This is a genomic window from Endozoicomonas sp. 2B-B, assembly GCF_053470045.1.
In genome coordinates this window covers 4,739,027-4,758,798 of record NZ_JBLZMU010000001.1, presented here as the reverse complement: position 1 = coordinate 4,758,798, position 19,772 = coordinate 4,739,027, and the positions used below count along the sequence as shown (strand labels likewise).

8 protein-coding genes are annotated in these 19,772 nt (G+C 48.4%); all 8 read right to left on the bottom strand.

Going from position 1 to position 19,772, the window contains the following annotated elements:
- Positions 1 to 53 precede the first annotated feature (53 nt).
- Positions 54 to 2,744, bottom strand: coding sequence for a tetratricopeptide repeat protein (locus ACOMHB_RS18545; protein WP_448217726.1), 2,691 nt, complete (start codon positions 2,742 to 2,744; stop codon positions 54 to 56).
- Positions 2,745 to 2,806: 62 nt separating this feature from the next.
- Positions 2,807 to 4,921 carry a tetratricopeptide repeat protein gene (locus ACOMHB_RS18540; RefSeq protein WP_448217725.1) on the bottom strand — a complete coding sequence of 705 codons (2,115 nt, stop codon included), beginning with the start codon at positions 4,919 to 4,921 and terminating at the stop codon, positions 2,807 to 2,809.
- A gap of 62 nt (positions 4,922 to 4,983) precedes the next feature.
- The gene (locus ACOMHB_RS18535) at positions 4,984 to 7,119 is read right to left on the bottom strand and encodes a tetratricopeptide repeat protein (protein ID WP_448217724.1); all 2,136 of its coding nucleotides are present in this window, start codon (positions 7,117 to 7,119) and stop codon (positions 4,984 to 4,986) included.
- Positions 7,120 to 7,186: 67 nt separating this feature from the next.
- Entirely contained in the window at positions 7,187 to 9,463 is a 2,277-nt protein-coding gene (locus ACOMHB_RS18530; protein ID WP_448217723.1) for a tetratricopeptide repeat protein, read from the bottom strand.
- Between the two features lie 70 nt (positions 9,464 to 9,533).
- Positions 9,534 to 11,999: a hypothetical protein gene (locus ACOMHB_RS18525; protein WP_448217722.1), complete on the bottom strand. Its 2,466-nt coding sequence runs from the start codon at positions 11,997 to 11,999 to the stop codon at positions 9,534 to 9,536.
- Positions 12,000 to 12,068: 69 nt separating this feature from the next.
- Positions 12,069 to 14,657, bottom strand: coding sequence for a tetratricopeptide repeat protein (locus ACOMHB_RS18520; RefSeq protein WP_448217721.1), 2,589 nt, complete (start codon positions 14,655 to 14,657; stop codon positions 12,069 to 12,071).
- A 70-nt stretch (positions 14,658 to 14,727) separates the two neighbouring features.
- Positions 14,728 to 17,190 carry a hypothetical protein gene (locus ACOMHB_RS18515; protein ID WP_448217720.1) on the bottom strand — a complete coding sequence of 821 codons (2,463 nt, stop codon included), beginning with the start codon at positions 17,188 to 17,190 and terminating at the stop codon, positions 14,728 to 14,730.
- Between the two features lie 234 nt (positions 17,191 to 17,424).
- The gene (locus tag ACOMHB_RS18510; protein ID WP_448217719.1) at positions 17,425 to 19,749 is read right to left on the bottom strand and encodes a tetratricopeptide repeat protein; all 2,325 of its coding nucleotides are present in this window, start codon (positions 19,747 to 19,749) and stop codon (positions 17,425 to 17,427) included.
- Positions 19,750 to 19,772 lie beyond the last annotated feature (23 nt).

The following is a 19,772-nucleotide window of genomic DNA, read 5'->3' as shown; positions in this document are numbered from 1 at the left end:
CCTGAAACTTTCACTTTATGACAGGCAGTGGATGTAATAAAGTACAAGGCCATCTAACCTGTGAGACCTCGTACTATCTCAAGAGCAATGTATTCATTCCTCCGCCAGAAATCAGCTTTCCCCTTTTGGGTTCGGCTGTAGTCAAGGGCTTGCGCTCTAGCAAAACATTCTGTCCATTCTTGCTTACTTCGACCCAGCATCCTGAGACAATGGGCTTTTTGTGAATAAGCTCCGGCATTCGGAGGGTACTTTTGTAACGCTGATTCAACCTGCTCAAACGCCTTTTCAAGGTTCTCCTTTGCAGACTCCGGGCCGTCTTTTTTTATCTGGTCACAAGCCAGGGTGAAATAATGGATCGAGGTAGCCACCAGAGTATTGACACTTTCCGGACAGCGGCTGATCATTTCCAGAAATCCCGCTTTCCCGGTAGATAAGCACAACAGGGTTAATTGACATTCATTCGAATGATATAACTCACAGCAACGCCTGGTCAGTCTTTCAGCCTCTTCACATTTGCCCGTAGTGTCCCATAGTCTTATCAAAGTCAGGTCAATCTGTTGATTCCCGGAAGGTTTGCACAGGCTGTCTTCATCGGCATTGAAGTGCTTGCCACTCATGTTCAGCAGCAGCCTTTCAGACAGTTCAAATTTGTTCATTTTCTGCCAGAGTCGCGCCCGAGTCAGGTCAATGTCATGATGCCCAAATGGTTTGCACAGCTCTTCTGCAATAGCTCCGGGGGGCATGCCAATCATGTTCAGCATCAGCTTTTCAGACCATTCATGTTTGCCCATCATTTCCCAGAGTCTCACCAGAGCCAGGTCAATTTCCATGTTCCCACAGGAGCTGCACAGGCTGTGTATATTGGCATTGGGGTGCTTGCCAGACATGTTCAGCAGCAGCTTTTCAGCCAGTTTATATTTGCCCGCCAGCTCCCAATGTCGTGTCAGAGTCAAATCAATTTCACGATTCCCACAGAACTTGCACAGTTCTTCCTCGCTGTCACCGGGGCGCTTTCCACTCATGTTCAGCAGCAGCTTTTCAGCCAGTTTATATTTGCCCGTCAGTTCATAATGTCGTGCCAGAGCCATATCAATTCCACGATTCCCAGAGAGCTTGCACAGTTCTTCCTCGCTGTCACCGGGGCACTTTCCACTCATGTTCAGCAGCAGTTTTTCTGCCAGCTCTTGTTTGTTCATTACTTCCCAGAGTCGCACCAGAGCCATATCAATTTCACGATTCCCACAGAGCTTGCACAGTTCTTCCTCGCTGTCACCGGGGCGCTTTCCACTCATGTTCAGCAGCAGCTTTTCAGTCAGTTTATATTTGCCCGTCAGCTCCCAATGTCGTACCAGAGCCATATCAATTTCAAGATTCCCAGAGAGCTTGCACAGTTCTTCCTCGCTGTCACCGGGGCGCTTTCCACTCATGTTCAGAAGCAGTTTTTCTGCTAGCTCTTGTTTGTTCATTACTTCCCAGAGTCGCACCAGAGCCAGGTCAATGTCACGATGGTTAATGGGGTTGCACAGAATCTCCTCACTGTCATCGGGACGCTTGCGACTCATGTTCAGCAGCAGTCTCTCAGCCCGTTGGTAGTTACCCCTCACTTGCCAGATTCGCACCAGAGCCAAGTCAATGTCGTTGTGGCTGGTGGAGTTGCACAGAGTTTCCTCACTGTCATCGGGATGCTTTTGGCTCATGCTCAGCAGCAGTCTCTCAGCCTGTTCATATTTACCCTTTGCTTGCCAGACTCGCACCAGAGCCAGGTCAATGTCTTTATGACCAGAGTGCTTGCAGAGCGTGTCTTCACTGTCACCGGAGTGTTTGCCAACCATCTCCAGCAGCACTTCTTCAGCCATTTGATGTTTGTCCATCAACTGCCAGATTCGCCCCAGAGCCAAATTGACGGTATCGAGGTATTTACGCAGTTTTGATGTATCAGGAGAATAGGGATTTGACTGCAGCTTTTTGATCAGTTCTTTTTTTATGTTCAGGAACAGTGTTTCAGCCAGAGTGTATTTGCCCATAGACTGCCACAGTCGGGCATTATTAATATCTGCGTTATAATAGCAAGTAGGGTCGCACAGGGTTTTCTCATCGGCATTGCGGCTTTTTTTTCTCAGTCTCAACAGTCGGGTTTCGGCATCAAAGAGTCTTCCAAGTGCCTCTTCACAGAGGCTCAGGGTAAGATCAAGGTTATAAATGATCGAAGCCCCAAACCTGGTGAATTTTCCATCTAACCTGAGTTCTTCCAGAATAGAGCAGGCTTCCAGCTGTTTTTCGCAGGTTTGCTCTTTTAGCGATCTTGCAAGTCCTATGATCACGTTATGCTTGTCGAACGGATCCGGTATGTCATGCTTGCCGTGTAAGATGACCCGGAATGCTTTTTCTGCATCTATGAAATTTTTATTGTTGAGCATTGTGTAAGCGCTACTGATCTCTTTTTTAAGAGCGTCAGGAGGGTAGGTCTTCGCCTCTGGTTGAAACGTCCGGGGAGTAGGTCTCTGGCATGCAGTTGTTGACCGGTCTGGAATATTTAAGGGTCTGTTCGAATGCTGATGACCACGATGATCTCCATGAGGAAGTTGCGAACGTGGGATAAATGTTTCAGCGTTCGGATTCAAGGTAAATTTTCGCCCTTTTGACGCACCGGTATCTGAACCTGATGCAGAATACTCTGACGGCTGTGATGTCGTGGTGCTTTTAGAACTGGTCGAGGCAATTTTTGTGGGTAATCCGTAGCTCATGGCCAAATGACCTTCCTGGGAACTTACGCTCTTGGACAGTCAATAGACATAAAAGTTCATGCTTATGTCTGAGCAAATACTTTTTGAAGAGCCGCGTATTCGTTGCTTCGCCAGGCGTCCGTTTTACCCTTATATTTACGGGCGGAGTCAAGGGCATTGGCTTTTTGGAAGTATTCCCCCCATTCTTGCTCATTTTTCCCCATCATTCTGAGACAGTGCGCTTTTTGTGAATAAGCTCCAGCAGTCGGGGGGTACCTCTCAAGTGTTAATTCCACATGCTCAAGCGCCTTAATGAGGTTTTCCTCTCCTGACTTGGGACTGGCTTCTGATATCTCCTTACACGCCAGTGCAAAATAATGGATTGAGATAACCAACAACTGATTGGCATTTTCCGGATACCTGTTAATCACCTCCATAAAGCTTGCTTTCCCGACAGATAAGGACAAATGTGATAATTCACATTCATCGGAATGGTATAAGTCACAGCAACGCTCAATCAGTTTTTCAGCCTGTTTATCTTTGTCGATCATCTGCCAGAGGCGTACCAGAGCCAGATCAATATCATGATTCCCGCAAGGCATGCACAGGCTGTCCTCACTGTCGAAAAGGTGCTTGTTGCTCATGTTCAGCAGCAGCCCTTCAGTTAGATGATGTTTGTTCTCTATCTCCCAATGCAGCGCCAGAGCCAGGTCAATATCATGGTTTCCACAGGGCCTGCAAAGTTCTTCCATAGCGGCATCGGGGCGCTTGTTACTCATGTTCAGCAGCAGTATTTCTGCTTGTTTATGTTTGTTCAACCTCTGCCAGAGTCGAACCAGAGTCAGGTCAATGTCATTATATCCACAGGGCTGACACAAGGTCTCCTCATTCACATCGGGGTGCCTGACACTCATGCTCAACAGCAGTTTTTCGGACCGTTGATATTGGCCCGTTACCTCCCAGAGTCGTGCAAGAGCCAGATCAATATCATGTTTTCCAGAGGGCGTGAACAGGATCTCCTCAGCGTCATCGGGGTGCTTGTCAATTAGGTTGAGCAACAGTTTTTCACTCAGTTGATGTTTGCCTGTCACCTGCCAGAATTGTGCCAGAGTCAGATCAATTTCATGTTTTCCAAAAGGCGTGCACAGGGTCTCCTCATTGTCATCGGGGCACTTGCCACTCATGGCCAGCATTAGTCTTTCAGCCAGCTCATGTTTACCCTTTACTTCCCAGAGTCGCACCAGGGCCAGGTTCACGTCATTATGACGGGAGGGCTTGCACAGGAGCTCGATACTGTTACCGGGGTACTTGCCACTCATGTTGAGCAGCAGATCTTCAGCCCATTCATATTGGCCTGTCTCTTGCCAGCATCGCGCGAGAGCTATATTGACTTTATGGAGGAAATCTTGCAGTTTTTCTGCAAGCGCTGCGTGCAGGTTCCACTGCAGCCTGTCAATGAGCCCGTATTTCATGCTGTGCAGCAGTTTTTCAGTCAGCTGGTATTTCCTCATAAACTGCCATAGTCGTGCATTAGCCATGTCAGCATCAAAATAATTAGAATGCTGGCAAAGGGTTTCTTCATCAGCACCGGGCTTTTTGTCTCTCAGTTTCAAAAGTCGTGCTTCAGCATCAGGGTTCTTCCCAAGTGTCTGTTCACAGAGACTCAGGGTCAGATCAAGGTTACGAATGGTCGAAGCCCCGAATTCGTTTAACTCTCCAGTCAACCTTAGTTTTTCCAGATGAAAACAGGCTTCTTTTTGCTTTTCACAGGTTTGCTCTCTGAGTGATCTTGCCAGCCCTATGATTGATCTTTGGTAGTCGGATGTTCTCAGTAAGTCCGCGTATTCTTGCAAGATGGCCCGGAATGTGTTTTCCGCGTCAATGAAATTTTGGTTCATCAATAAATCGAAAGCGCTATTGATCTTTTCACTGGCCGCTTCAGGAGATGTCCTCTTCACCGATGGGTGCAATGTCTGGGAAGAAAGTGTCAGGCACGCAGTTGTTTTTCGGCGATTAATAGTTGTGGGTGTGTTCGAAAGTCGATCAACACCAGAAGCACGAGGAATAAACGGTGGAGCTTTCGGGTTTAATTTAAATGGAGGCTTTGCTTCCTCATTGGAGTCAGTAAAGCGATTTTGCGCCGGTTGCGATGTCGTACCGGATGCGCAGTTGTAGGTTGGTGGTAATCCGTCATTCATAGTCATGAAACTTCCTCTGAAACTTGTGCCATTGGACAGTCAACGGATATAAAAGTTCATGCTTATGTCTGAGCCAGTACTTTTTGAAGAGCCGCGTATTCGTTGCTTCGCCAGGTATCCGATTTACCCTTCTGTTTTCGGTTGGAGTCAAGGGCTTGGGCTTTTTGGAAGCATTTCCTCCATTCTTGCTCATTGGCGCCCAGCATTCTGAGACAGTGCGCTTTTTGTGAATAAGCTCCCGCAGTCGGGGGGTACCTCTCAAGTGTTAATTGCACATGCTCAAGCGCCTTAATGAGGTTTTCTTCTCCTGACTTCGGACTGGCTTCTGATATCTGCTTACACGCCATCACAAAATAGTGGATTGAGATAAGCAGCAACTTATTGGCACTTTCCGAATACCCGTTAATCACCTCCATAAACTTTGCTTTCCCGGCAGATAAGGACAGATAGGATAATTCACATTCATCCGAATGGTATAATTCACAGCAACGCTCAATCAGTCTTTCAGCCTGTTTACCTTTGTCGATTAGCTCCCAGAGGCGTACCAGAGCCAGATCAATATCATGATTCCCGCAAGGCATGCACAGACTGTCCTCACTGTCGTTGAGGTCCTTGTTGCTCATGTTCAGCAGCAGCCCTTCAGTTAGATGATGTTTATTCACTATCTCCCAATGCAGCGCCAGAGCCAGGTCAATGTCACGGTTGCCACAGGGCCTGCAAAGTTCTTCCATAGCGGCATCGGGGCGCTTGCCACTCATGTTCAGCAGCAGTATTCCTGCTTGTTTATGTTTGTTCAACTTCTGCCAGAGTCGAGCGAGGGTCAGGTCAATGTCATGATGCCCACAGGGCTGACACAAGGACTCCTCTCTCTCATCGGGGTGTTTGAGACTCAGGTTTAACAGCAGTATTTCAGCCCTTTGATATTCGCCCATCTCCTGCCAGAGTCGTACAAGAGCCAGATCAATCTCATGTTTTCCAGAGGGCGTACACAGGATCTCCTCAGCGTTATCGGGATGCTTGACAATCATGTTGAGCAGCAGTTTTTCACTCAGTTGATATCTGCCTGTCGCATGCCAGAGAAGCGCCAGAGACAGATCGAATTCGGGGTGCTCAGAGGCTGTACAGAGGATCTCGATACTGTCTTTGGAGTCTTTGCCAATCATGTTGAGCAGCAGTTTTTCAGCCCATTCATATTTGCCCATCACCTGCCAGTGTCTTACCAGGTCTACGTCGTGATGCTCAGAGGGCTTGCACAGGGTTTCGATACTTTCATCCGGGTGCTTGCCACCCATGTTTAGCAGCAGATCTTCGGCCCGATCATATTGGCACACCTCTTGCCAGTATCGCACCAGAGCTATATTTACACTATCGAGGTAATTATGCAGCCTTTCCACTATGCCAGCGTGTGGGTCCGACTGCAGCTTTTCAATCAGCCCTGCTTTCATGCCCAACAGCAGTTTTTCAGCCAGCTGGTATTTTCTCATATGCTGCCATAGTCGTGCATTAGCGATATCAACGTCAAAATAGCCAGAGTGCTGGCAAAGTGTCTCCGCGTCTGCATCGGGCTTTTTGTTTCTCAACCTTAAAAGTCGTGCTTGCGCATCATGGAACCGTCCAAGTGCCTGTTCGCAGAGGCTCATGGTCAGATCAAGGTTACGAATGGTTGAAGCTCCAGACTCGGTGAACGTACCATTCACCCTGAGTTCTTCCAGACGAGTAAGGGCTTCTTTCTTCTTTTCCGAGGTTTGTTCTTTCAGCGATCTTGCAAGCCCTATGACGGTTCTCTGGTGATCGAATTCATTCAGTTGTTCATCTTGCAAGATGGTGCGGAATGCTGCTTCTGCATTTATGTAATCTTGTTTTTTTAATAGTTTGAAAGCGCTATCGATCCTTTTAGCCGTTTCAGGACAGGATTTATTCACCCTTTGCTGAAACGTTCGGGGAGACATACACTGGTATGCCTTTGCCCGCCGGTCCAGGATATTTGAGGGTACGCCCGGATCTTTCTGAACAGGCTGATCAGGTTGCATCCGTGGAATAAACGCTGGCGCTTTCGGGTTTAATTTAAACGGAGGCTTTGTTGTTTCAGTGTTAGCATTTGAACCTGAGGCACAATATTGCAGCGGTTGAGGTGTGGCAACGGTTGCGGTGCACGAACGGGTCGCGAAACTGGTTGTTGTTGGTAATCCGTAATTCATAGCCTCATTAATTCCCTGAAACTTAGACTTTTTGACAGGCAGTGGACGTAATAAAGTACAAGGCCATCTAACCTGTGAGACCTCTTACTATCTCAAGAGCAATGTATTCGTGCCTCCGCCAAAAATCGGCTTTCTCCTTTTGGTTTCGCCTGGAGTCAAGGGCTTGCGCTCTAGCAAAACATTCTGTCCATTGTTGCTTACTTCGACCCAGCATCCTGAGACAATGGGCTTTTTGTGAATAAGCTCCCGCATTCGGAGGGTATTTTTGCAACGCTGATTCAACCTGCTCAAGCGCCTTTTCAAGGTTCTCCTTTGCAGACTCCGGGCCGTCTTTTTTTATCTGGTCACAAGCCAGGGTGAAATAATGGATCGAGGTAGCCACCAGAGTATTGACACTTTCCGGACAGCGGCTGATCATTTCCAGAAATCCCGCTTTCCCGGTAGATAAGCACAACAGGGTTAATTGCCATTCATTCGAATGATATAACTCACAGCAACGCCTGGTCAGTCTTTCAGCCTCTTCACATTTGCCCGAAGTGTCCCATAGTCTTACCAAAGTCAGGTCAATCTGTTGATTCCCGGAAGGTTTGCACAGGCTGTCTTCATCGGCATCAAGGTGCTTGCCACTCATGTTCAGCAGCAGCCTTTCAGACAGTTCAAATTTCTTCATTTCCTGCCAGAGTCGCGCCCGAGTCAGGTCAATGTCATGATGCCCAAATGGTTTGCACAGCTCTTCCACAATAGCTCCGGGGGGCATGCCAATCATGTTCAGCATCAGCTTTTCAGACCATTCATGTTTGCCCATCATTTCCCAGAGTCTCACCCGAGCGAGGTCATTTTCCATGTTCCCACAGGAGCTGCACAGGCTGTCTATACTGGCATTGGGGTGCATGCCACAGATGTTCAGAAGCAGCTTTTCAGCCAGTTTATATCTGCCCGTCAGCTCCCAATGTCGTGCCAGAGCCAAATCAATTTCACGATTCCCAGAGAGCTTGCACAGTTCTTCCTCGCTGTCACCGGGGCGCTTTCCACTCATGTTGAGCAGTAGTTTTTCAGCTCGTATATATTTGTATTTCCTCTGCCAGCGCAGTGCCAGACCGAGATCAATATCATGATGCCCAAAGGGTTCACACAGGAGCTCCTCATTGTCGTCGGGTCTCTTGCCACTTATGTTCAGCAGCAGCTTTTCAGCCAGCTCAAATTTGTCCATTTCTTCCCAGGTTCGCACCAGAACTATGTCAATGGCAGGATCGCCAGTGGGGCGACAGAGAATCTCCTCACTGTCATCGGGATGCTTGCGACTGATGTTCAGCAGCAGCCTCTCAGCCCGCTCATGCTGGCCCAACGCCCGCCAGATAAACGTCAGAGCCAGATCAACGTCTTTACGATCAGATTGCCTGCAGAGTACGTCCTCATGGTCATCGGGGCGCTTGCCAATGATTCCGAGCATCAGGAGTTCAGCCTCTTGATGTTTGTCCATAGACTGCCAGAGTCGCACCAGGGCTATATTGACGGTATCGAGGTATTTACGCAGTTTTGATGTATCAGGAGAATAGGGATTTGACTGCAGCTTTTTAATCAGTTCTTTTTTTATGTTCAGGAACAGTGTTTCAGCCAGAGTGTATTTGCCCATAGACTGCCACAGTCGGGCATTATTAATATCTGCGGCATAATAGCGAGAAGGTTCGCACAGGGTTCTCTCATCGGCATCGAGCCTTTTTTTTCTCAGCCTCAACAGTCGGGTTTCGGCATCAAAGTGTCTTCCAAGTGCCTCTTCACAGAGGCTCAGGGTCAGATCAAGGTTATAAATGGTCGAAGCCCCGAACCTGTTGAGTGTTCCATCTAACCTGAGTTCTTCCAGAATAGAGCAGGCTTCCAACTGTTTTTCGCAGGTTTGCTCTTTTAGCGATCTTGCAAGCCCTACGGTTACGTTCCGCTTTTCGAATGGATCCGGTATGCCATGTATGCTGTTTAAGATGACCCGGAATTTTTTTTCTGCATCAATGAAATTTTGATTGTTGAGCATTGCGAAAGCGCTATCGATCTCTTTTCTAAGGGCTATAGGAGAGTAGGTCTTCGCCTCTGGGTGAAACGTCCGGGGAGTAGGGCGCTGACATGCAGTTACTGGCCGGTCTTGAATATTTGAGGGTCTGTGCCAATGTTGATGACCACGATGAGGAAGTTGTGAACGTGGAATAAACGTTTCAGCGTTCGGATTTAAGGTAAATTCACGCCCTTTTGCTGCACCGGTATCTGAACCTGACGCACAATATTGAGATAATTGCGATGTCGTAGTGCCCGAACTCGCTGGAGCGTTAGTTGTAGGTGTTGGCCCGTAACTCATAATGATATAGATTCCCTGAAAATCTATGCTGTTGGACAGTCATCAGGCATAAAGGTTCAAGGATGTTTTTTTATTCTTTGAGATTCGATAACTTCTGGAGGGCAGCGGCTTCCCTACTTCGCCAAAAATGAGTTTTTGCCCTGTATGCCCGGCTGACGTCGAAGGCTTCCGCTCTATCAAACCATTCCCTCCATTCTTGCTCATTTTTCCCCAGCATTCTGAGACAGTGCGCTTTTTGCGAAAAAGCTCCCGCACTAGGAGGGTATTTCTTTAGTGCCGATTCCACAATTTCCAGAGCCTTATGAAGGTTATCTTGTCCTGACTCTGGACCTGTATCGATTATTTGCTTGCAAGCCAGGTTGAAATAATGGATCGAGGTAGCCAACAGGGTATTGATCGTTTCCGGATAGTGGCTAATCATTTCCATAAATCCTTCTTGCCCGGCAGATTGGCTGAGTAGTGCCTGTTCAAATTCATTCGAATGATATAATTTACAGCCTTGCTTAAGCAGTCTTTCAGCCTGTTCATGTTTGCCTATCCTCCCCCAAAAGCGTGCCAGAGCCATATCAACGTTATGATTGCCAGAGGGTTTGCACAGGCTGTCTTCAGTGTCATTGGCGTGCTTGCTGCTCATGTTCAGTAGCAGGAGTACAGTCCATTCGGTTTTATCCATGATCTCCCAGAGCATCGCCTGAGCCAGATCAAAATCATGATTCCCACAGGGCTTGCAAAGGATCTCCTTACTGCCATCGGGGTCCTTGCCACTCATGTTCAGCAGCAGCCTTTCAGAGAGGTGATATTTGCCAGTGACCTCCCAGTGTCGCATCAGTGTCAGATCAATTTCCTGCTGCCAGCAGGGCTTGCAGAGAATCTCTTCACTGGCACCGGGATGCTTGCCACCCATGTTCAGCAGCAGCCTTTCAGCCAGGTTGTGTCTGCCCTCCATCTGCCAGAATCGAGCCCGGGTCAGGTCAGTGTCACAATGCCCGGAGGGCATGCACATTTCTTCCTCACTGGCACCGGGTCGCGAACCGCACATGTTCAGCAGAAGTTCTGAAGACTGTTTAAATTTGCCCATTATCTGCCAGAGCCGCACCAGGGCCAGGTCAATGTTAGCTTTCCCAAAGGGCTTACACAGAACCTTCACACTGTCATTGGGGTGCTTGCCAATCATGAGTATCAGCAGTTTTTCAGCCAGCTCATGTTTACGCGTTTCTTCCCAGAGTCGCACCAGAGCCAGGTCAATGTCATGATTCCCGGAAGGTTTGCAGAGAGTGTCCTCACTGTCATCGGGACGTTTGTTACTCATGTTCAGCAGCAGTCTCTCAGACTGTTCATATTTGCCCATTAACCGCCAGAGTACCGACAGAGCCAAGTCAATGTCTTCACACTTGGTGGGCTTGCAGAGAATGTCCATATAGTCATCGGGGTGCTTGCCGCTCATGTCCAGCAAGAGGTCTTCAGCCAGTTGATATTTCTCCATCAGCTGCCAGAGTCGCGCCAGGGCCATATTGACCTTACCGAGGTATTTACGCAGTTTTTGTGCCGCAGGAGAGTCCGGTTTCGACTGCAGCTTTTTAATCAACTCCTCTTTTATTTTCAGGAGGAGTGTTTCAGCCAGCCTGTGTTTGCCCATAGACTGCCACAGTCTGGCATTAGTAATATCTGCAGCATAATAGCCAGAAGGCTTGCACAGGGTCTTCTCATAGGCATTGGTGCTTTTCCGTCTGAGCCTCAAAAGTCGTGTTTCGGCGGCAAAGTGCCATCCAAGTGCCTCTTCACAGAGGCTCAGGTTCAGATCAAGGTTGTGAATGGTCGAAGCGCCAAACTTATTGCATGTTCCATCCAATCTGAGCGCTTCCAGAAGAGAGTAGGCTTCTAACTGTTTTTCGTTGGTCTGTTCTTTCAGCGCTCTTGCAAGCCCTATGGTCGTGTTCTGTTTGTTGAATGGACTCAGATTGCCTTGGTATTTCTTTAAGATGACTCGAAATGCTTTTTCTGCGTCTGTGAAATTTTGATGTCTAAGTATTGCGAAAGCACTATTGATCTCTTTTCTAATAGCTGCAGGAGAGGGGGTCTTTGCCTCTGGATAAAGCGTCCTGGGGGTAGACCTTTGGTAAGCTGATGCCTGCTGGCCTGAAATATTTGAGGATTTGTTCGAATGTTGATGAACACCCTTTGCCATTTGAGCGCGTGGAGCAAGAGGTTTAGCTTCCCGATTTGGGGCAGATGGCGGCTTTTTTGCCGCATCGGCATAGGAACCTGACGCACAATACCGTGACGGTTGCGATGTCGTAGCAGGCTGGCAGGCAGATGCCTGCCGACCTGAAATATTTGAGGGACTGGTCGAACGTTGATGAACAACTTGTGGAAGTTGAGCCGGTGGATTAAGAGATTTAGCTTGCTGATTTGAGCTAGATGGACGTTTTTTTGCCGCATCGGCATAGGAACCTGACGCACAATATGGAGACGAGTGCGATGTCGTAGTGCTCGAACTCACTGGAGCGCTGGTTGTTGGTGTTGGCCCGTAACTCATAATGATGGAGATTCCCTGAAAATCTAGGCTGTTGGACAGTCATCAGTCATAAAGGTTCAAGGGCGTTTTTTATTCTTTGAGATTCGATAACTTCTGAAGGGCAGCGGCTTCCCTGTTTCGCCATAAATGAGTTTTAGCCCTGTATGTCCGGCTGGAGTCAGAGGCTTCCGCTCTATCAAACCATTCCCTCCATTCTTGCTCACTTTTCCCCAGCATTCTGAGACAGTGCGCTTTTTGGGAAAAAGCTCCCGCAATCGGTGGGTACTTTTTCAGTGCCGATTCCACAAATTCCAGAGCCTTATGAAGGTTATCTTGTCCTGACTCAGGGTTATCCTGAATGATCTGCTCACAAGCCAGACTGAAATAATGGATCGATTTAGCCACCAAGGTATTGGCACTTTCCGGATAGTAGCTAACCATTTCCATAAATCCTTCTTGCCCGGTTAATAACTTTAATAGTGTGAGTTCAAATTCATTCGAATGATAAAATTCACAGCCACGCTTAAGCAGCCTTTCAGCCCGTCCAAGTTTGCCGGTATTCTCCCAGCAGCGTGCCAGAGTCAGGTCAATGTCGTGATTGCCAGAGGGCTTGCACAGGCTGTCTTCGTCGTCACCGGGGTGCTTACCACTTATGTTCAGCAGCAGTCTTTCAGTCCGTTCAGGTTTATCCATCATCTCCCAGAGCCGTGCGAGAGCCAGGTAAAGAACATCATGACCACCGGACTTGCCCGGGATCTCCTCACTGTCATTGGGTTGCCAGCCAATCATATTCAACAGCAGTCTTTCAGAAAGTTTATATTTGCCTGTAAGCTGCCAGCATCGCACCAGAGCCAGATCAATGTCATGCTGCCAGCAGGGGTTGCACAGAATCTCTTCACTGGCGTCGGGATGCTTGCGACTCATGTTCAGCAGCAGCTTTTCAGCCAGTGTATATCTGCCCGTCAGCTCCCAAAATCGAACCAGAGCCAGGTCACTTTCACGATTCCCACAGAGCTTGCACAATTCTTCCTCGCTGTCACCGGGTCGCTTTCCACTCATGTTCAGCAGTAGCTTTTCAGTTCGTATATATTTGTATATCCTTTGCCAGAGTAGTGCCAGAGAGAGATCAATGTCATGATGCCCGCAGGGCTTGCACAGTTCTTCCTCGCTGTCACCGGGGCGCTTTCCACTCATGTTCAGCAGTCGCTTTTCAGTTCGTATATATTTGTATTTCCTCTGCCAGATTAGTGCCAGAGAGAGATCAATGTCATGATGCCCACAGGGCTTGCACAGTTCATCCTCGCTGTCACCGGGGCGCTTTCCACTCATGTTCAGCAGTAGCTTTTCAGCCAGCTCAAGTTTGTTCATTTCATCCCAGGTGCGCATCAGAGCCATGTCAATGGCACGATGGCCAGTGGGGCGACACAGAATCTCTTCACTGTCATCGGGATGCTTGCGACTCATGTTCAGCAGCAGTCTCTCAGCCCGCTTATGCTTGCCCAACGCCCGCCAGATAAACGTCAGAGCCAGATCAACGTCTTTATGATCAGATTGCCTGCAGAGTATGTCCTCATCGTCATCGGGGCGCTTGCCAATGAGGTCGAGCATCAGAAGTTCAGCCTTTTGATGTTTGCCCATCAACTGCCAGAGTCGCATCAGGGCCATGTTGACGGTATCGAGGTGTCTACGCAGTTTTGATGTCGCAGGAGAATAGGGTTTTGACTGCAGGTTTTTAATCAGTTCTGTCTTTAAGTTCAGTAACAATGTTTCAGCCAGAGTGTATTTGCCCATAAGCTGCCAAAGTCGTGCATTACTGATATCTGCGGCATAATAGTGAGAAGGTTCGCACAGGGCTCTCTCATTGGCATTGCGCATTTTTTTTCTCAGTCTCAACAGTCGGGTTTCGGCATCAAGGTGTCTTCCAAGTGCTTCTTCACAGAGGCTCAGGCACAGATCAAGGTGACTAATGGTCGAGGCTCCTAACCTGGTAAGTTTTCCATCTAACCTGAGCTCTTCCAAAATAGAGCAGGCTTCCAGCTGTTTTTCGTGGGTTTGCTCTCTTAGAGATCTTGCAAGCCCTATGGTTGCTTCCTGCTTGTCGAAGCGATTCGGTATGCCATGCTTGCCGTTTAAGAGGGTCCGGAATGCTTTTTCTGCATCTATGAAATTTTGATTGTTGAGCATTGCGTAAGCGCTTTTGATCTCTTTTTTAAAAACGTCAGGAGGGCAGGTCTTCGCCTCTGGGTGAAAGGTCCGGAGAGTAGAACTCTGGTCTGCAGTTGCTGGTCTTGAGGGTCTGTTCGAATCTTGATGACCACCATGAGGAAGTTGTGAACGTGGAATAAACGTTTTAGCGTTCGGATTTAAGGTAGATCTACGCCCTTTTGATGCACCGGTATCTGAGCCTGACGCACAGTACCCTGACGGCTGAGATGTCGTAGCAGGCTGGCAGGCAGATGCCTGCCGACCTGAAATATCTGAGGGACTGGTGGAACGTTGATGAACAACTTGTGGAAGTTGAGCCGATTGAGTAAGAGATTTTATTTCCCGATTTGAGGTGGATTGACGGTTTCTTGCCGCATCGGCATAGGAACCTGACGCGCAATATGGAGACGATTGCGATGTCGTACAGCTCGAACTGGCTGGAACGCTGGTTGTAGGTGTTGGCCCGTAACTCATAATGATGTAGATTCCCTGAAAATCTATGCTGTTGGACAGTCATCAGTCAAAAAGGTTCAAGGATGTTTTTTTATTCTTTGAGATTCGATAGCTTCTGAAGGGCAGCGGCCTCCCTGTTTCGCCAAAAATGAGTTTTCGCCCTGTATGTCCGGCTGGAGTCAAAGGCTTCCGCTCTATCAAACCATTCCCTCCATTCTTGCTCACTTTTTCCCAGCATTCTGAGACAGTGCGCTTTTTGGGAATAAACTCCCGCACTCGGTGGGTACTTTTTCAGTGCTGATTCCACAAATTCCAGAGCCTTATGAAGGTTATCTTGCCCTGACTCAGGGTTATCCTGAATGATCTGCTGACAAGCCAGGCTGAAATAATGGATCGAGTTAGCCAGCAAGGTATTGGCACTTTCCGGATAGCGGCTAATCATTTCCATAAATCCTTCTTGCCCGACAGATAATTTTAACAGTGTGAGTTCAAATTCATTCGAATGATAGAATTCACAGCCACGCTCAACCAGTCTTTTAGCCCATCCTAGTTTACCTGTAATCTCCCAGCAGCGTGCCAGAGTCAGGTCAATGTCATGATTGCCAGAGGGCTTGCAAAGGCTGTCTTCGTCGTTATCGAGGTGCTTACCACTCAGGTTCAGCAGCAGTCTTTCAGTCCGTTCAGGTTTATCCATCATCTCCCAGAGCATCGCCAGAGCCAGATCAAAATCATTGTTTCCACAAGGCTTGCAAAGGCTCTCCTCACTGTCATCGGGGTCCTTGCCACTCATGTTAAGCAGCAGTCTTTCACAGAGGTGATATTTGCCCAAGACCTCCCAGTATCGCACCAGTGTCAGATCAATTTCCTGCTGCCAGCAGGGTTTGCACAGGATCTCTTCACTGGCGCCGGGATGCTTGCGACTCATGTTCAGCAGTAGCTTTTCGGCCAGTTTATATTTGCCCGTCAGCTCCCAATATCGCATCAGAGCCATGTCAATTTCACGATTCCCACAGAGCTTGCACAGTGCTTCCTCGCTGTCACCGGGGCGCTTTCCACTCATGTTCAGCAGTAGCTTTTCAGTTCGTATATAGTTGTATTTCTTCTGCCAGAGTAGTGCCAGAGTGAGATCAGTGTCATGATGCCCACAGGGCTTGCACAGTTCTTCCTCGCTGTCTCCGGGGCGCTTTCCACTCATGTTCAGCAGTAGCTTTTCAGCCAGCTCAAATTTGTCCATTTCATCCCAGGTTCGCACCAGAGTCATGTCAATGGCACGATGGCCAGTGGGGCTACACAGAATCTCCTCACTGTCATCGGGATGCTTGCGACTCATGATCAGCAGCAGCCTCTCAGCCCGTTCATGCTTGCCCAACGCCCGCCAGATAACCGTCAGAGCCAGATCAACGTCTTTATGATCAGATTGCCTGCAGAGTATGTCCTCATCGTCATCGGGGCGCTTGCCAATGATGTCGAGCATCAGAAGTTCTGCCTTTTGATGTTTGTCCAGCAACTGCCAGAGTCGCCCCAGGGCTATATTGACGGTATCGAGGTATTTAGGCAGTTGTGCTATAGCAGGAGAGTAGGGTTTTGACTGCAGGTTTTTAATCAGTTCTGTTTTTATGTTCTGTAACAGTGTTTCAGCCAGAGTGTATTTGCCCATAGACTGCCACAGTCGTGCATGAGTAATATCTGCGTCATAATAGCGGGAAGGTTTGCACAGGGCTTTCTTATCGGCATCGCGCCATTTTCTTCTCAGTCTCAACAGCCGGGTTTCGGCATCAAGGTGTCTTCCAAGTGCTTCTTCACAAAGGCTCAGGGTCAGATCAAGGTTGTTAATGGTCGAAGCCCCGAACCTGTTGAGTGTTCCATCTAACCTGAGTTCTTCCAGAATAGAGCAGGCTTCCATCTGTTTTTCGCAGGTTTGCTCTTTTAGAGATCTTGCAAGTCCTATGGTTGCTTCCTGCTTCTCGAACCGATTCGGTATACCATACTTGCCGTTTAAGATGGTCCGGAATGCTTTTTCTGCATCTATGAAATTTTGATTTTTGAGGATTGCGAAAGTGCTTTTGATCTCTTTTTTAACCGCTTCAGGAGGGCAGGTCTCTGCCTCCGGGTTAAACGTCCGGGGAGTAGAGCTCTGGTATGCAGTTGCTGGCCAGTCTGGAGTATTTGAGGGTCTGTTCGAATGCTGATGACCATGATGAAGTTGCGAACGTGGAATAAACGTTTCAGCGTTTGGATTTAAGGTAAATTTATGCCCTTTTGATGCACCGGTATCTGAACCTGACGCACAATACCCTGACGGTTGTAGTGTCGTAGCAGGCTGGCAGGCAGATGCCTGCCGACCCGAAATATCTGAGGGATTGGTGGAACGGTGATGAACAACTTGTGGAAGTTGAGCCGGTTGAGTAAGAGATTTAGTTTCCCGGCCTGAGGTAGTTAGAGACTTTTTTGCCGCATCGGCATAGGAAACTGGCGCACAATACTGGGACGATTGCGACGTCGTAGTGCTCGAACTGGCTGGAGCGCTGGCTGTAGGTGATGGCCCGTAACTCATGATGATGTGGATTCCCTGAAAATCTATGCTTAAGTACCTGGCCAGTTGGTTTCGCATATTCTGGCGAGTGGATTTTTTCATCCTTCAAGGCGCAACGACGGGCGCGTAGCCATAGCTACGCAACCAGAGTTGGAACGCAGAAGGATGGAAAAAGCCGCCGTCCAGAATATGCGAAACCAACTGGTTAGGTACTTATTGGACAGTCATCAGTCATAAAGGTTCAAGGATGTTTTTTTATTCTTTGAGATTCGATAACTTCTGAAGGGCAGCGGCCTCCCTGTTTCGCCAAAAATGAGTTTTAGCCCTGTATGTCCGGCTGGAGTCAAAGGCTTCCGCTCTATCAAACCATTCCCTCCATTCTTGCTCACTTTTTCCCAGCATTCTGAGACAGTGCGCTTTTTGGGAATAAACTCCCGCACTCGGTGGGTACTTTGTCAGTGCTGATTCCACAAATTCCAGAGCCTTATGAAGGTTATCTTGTCCTGACTCAGGGTTATCCTGAATGATCTGCTCACAAGCCAGGCTGAAATAATGGATCGAGTTAGCCAGCAAGGTATTGGCACTTTCCGGATAGCGGCTAATCATTTCCATAAATCCTTCTTGCCCGACAGATAATTTTAACAGTGTGAGTTCAAATTCATTCGAATGATAGAATTCACAGCCACGCTCAACCAGTCTTTTAGCCCGTCCAAGTTTGCCTGTAATCTCCCAGCAGCGTGCCAGAGTCAGGTCAATGTCATGATTGCCAAAGGGCTTGCACAGGCTGTCTTCGTCGTCACCGGGGTGCCTACCACTTATGTTCAGCAGCAGTCTTTCAGCCCGTTCAGGTTTATCCATCATCACCCAGAGCGTCGCCAGACCCAGATCAATATCATAATTTCCACAAGGCTTGCAAAGGCTCTCCTCACTGCCATCAGGGTCCTTGCCACTCATGTTAAGTAGCAGTCTTTCAGAGAGGTGATATTTGCCCGAGACCTGCCAGTGTCGTACCAGTGTCAGATCAATTTCCAGCTGCCAGCAGGGCTTGCACAGGATCTCTTCACTGGCGCCGGGATGCTTGCGAATCATGTTCAGCAGCAGCTTTTCAGCCAGTTTATATTTGCCCGTCAGCTCCCAATATCGCATCAGAGCCATGTCAATTTCACGATTCCCACAGGGCTTGCACAGTGCTTCCTCGCTGTCGCCGGGGCGCTTTCCACTCATGTTCAGCAGTAGCTTTTCAGCCAGCTCAAATTTGTCCATTTCATCCCAGGTTCGCACCAGAGCCATGTCAATGGCACGATGGCCAGTGGGGCGACACAGAATCTCCTCACTGTCATCGGGATGCTTGCGACTCATGTTCAGCAGCAGCCTCTCAGCGCGCCCACGCTTGCCCAACCCCCGCCAGATAAACGTCAGAGCCAGATCAACGTCTCTATGATCAGATTGCCTGCAGAGTATGTCCTCATCGTCATCGGGGCGCTTGCCAATGATGTCGAGCATCAGGAGTTCTGCCTTTTGATGTTTGTCCAGCAACTGCCAGAGTCGCCCCAGGGCCATATTGACGGTATGGAGGTATTTAGGCAGTTGTGCTGTAGCAGGAGAGTAAGGTTTTGACTGCAGGTTTTTAATCAGTTCTGTTTTTATGTTCAGTAACAGTGTTTCAGCCAGAGTGTATTTGCCCATAAGCTGCCACAGTCGTGCATTACTAATATCTGCGGCATAATAGTGAGAAGGTTCGCACAGGACTCTCTCATTGGCATCGCGCATTTTTTTTCTCAGTCTCAACAGTCGGGTTTCGGCATCAAGGTATCTTCCAAGTGCTTCTTCACAGAGGCTCAGGCACAGATCAAGGTGACTAATGGTCGAAGCTCCGAACCTGTTAAGTTTTCCATCTAACCTGAGTTCTTCCAGAATAGAGCAGGCTTCTATCTGTTTTTCGCGGGTTTGCTCATTTAGAGATCTTGCAAGCCCTATGGTTGCTTCCTGCTTGTCGAACCGGTTCGGTATGCCATGTTTGCCGTTTAAGATGGCCCGGAATGCTTTTTCTGCAGCTGTGAAATTTTGATTGTTGAGCATCGCGAAAGCGCTATCGATCGCTTTTTTAAGCGCCTGAGGAGGGCAGGTCTTCGCCTGAAAGGTCCGGGGAGTAGAACTCTGGTCTGCAGTTGCTGGCCAGTCTGGAATATTTGAGGGACTGTTCAAATGTTGATGATCACCATGAGGACGTTGCGAACGTGGAATAAACGTTTCAGCGTTTGGATTTAAGGTAAATTTACGCCCTTTTGATGCACCGATATCTGAACCTGACGCACAATACAGTGATGGTTGCGATGTCGTAGCAGGCTGGCAGGTAGATGCCTGCCGACCTGAAATGTTTGAGGGACTGGTGGAACGTTGATGAACAACTTGTGGAAGTTGAGCCGCTTGAGTAAGAGATTTTATTTCCCGATTTGAGGTGGATAGACGTCTTTTTACCGCCTCGGCATAGGAACCTGACGCACAATATGGAGACGATTGCGATGTCGAAGTGCTCGAGCTGGCTGGAGCGCTGGCTGAAGGTGTTGGCCCGTAACTCATAATGATGTAGATTCCCTGAAAAT

What these genes read in the sequence shown, in the direction of transcription:
- ACOMHB_RS18545 (WP_448217726.1), bottom strand. Translation starts at nt 2,744, where the DNA reads ATGAGCTACGGATTACCCACAAAAATTGCCTCGACCAGTTCTAAAAGC.
- ACOMHB_RS18540 (WP_448217725.1), bottom strand. Translation starts at nt 4,921, where the DNA reads ATGAATGACGGATTACCACCAACCTACAACTGCGCATCCGGTACGACA.
- ACOMHB_RS18535 (WP_448217724.1), bottom strand. Translation starts at nt 7,119, where the DNA reads ATGAATTACGGATTACCAACAACAACCAGTTTCGCGACCCGTTCGTGC.
- ACOMHB_RS18530 (WP_448217723.1), bottom strand. Translation starts at nt 9,463, where the DNA reads ATGAGTTACGGGCCAACACCTACAACTAACGCTCCAGCGAGTTCGGGC.
- ACOMHB_RS18525 (WP_448217722.1), bottom strand. Translation starts at nt 11,999, where the DNA reads ATGAGTTACGGGCCAACACCAACAACCAGCGCTCCAGTGAGTTCGAGC.
- ACOMHB_RS18520 (WP_448217721.1), bottom strand. Translation starts at nt 14,657, where the DNA reads ATGAGTTACGGGCCAACACCTACAACCAGCGTTCCAGCCAGTTCGAGC.
- ACOMHB_RS18515 (WP_448217720.1), bottom strand. Translation starts at nt 17,190, where the DNA reads ATGAGTTACGGGCCATCACCTACAGCCAGCGCTCCAGCCAGTTCGAGC.
- ACOMHB_RS18510 (WP_448217719.1), bottom strand. Translation starts at nt 19,749, where the DNA reads ATGAGTTACGGGCCAACACCTTCAGCCAGCGCTCCAGCCAGCTCGAGC.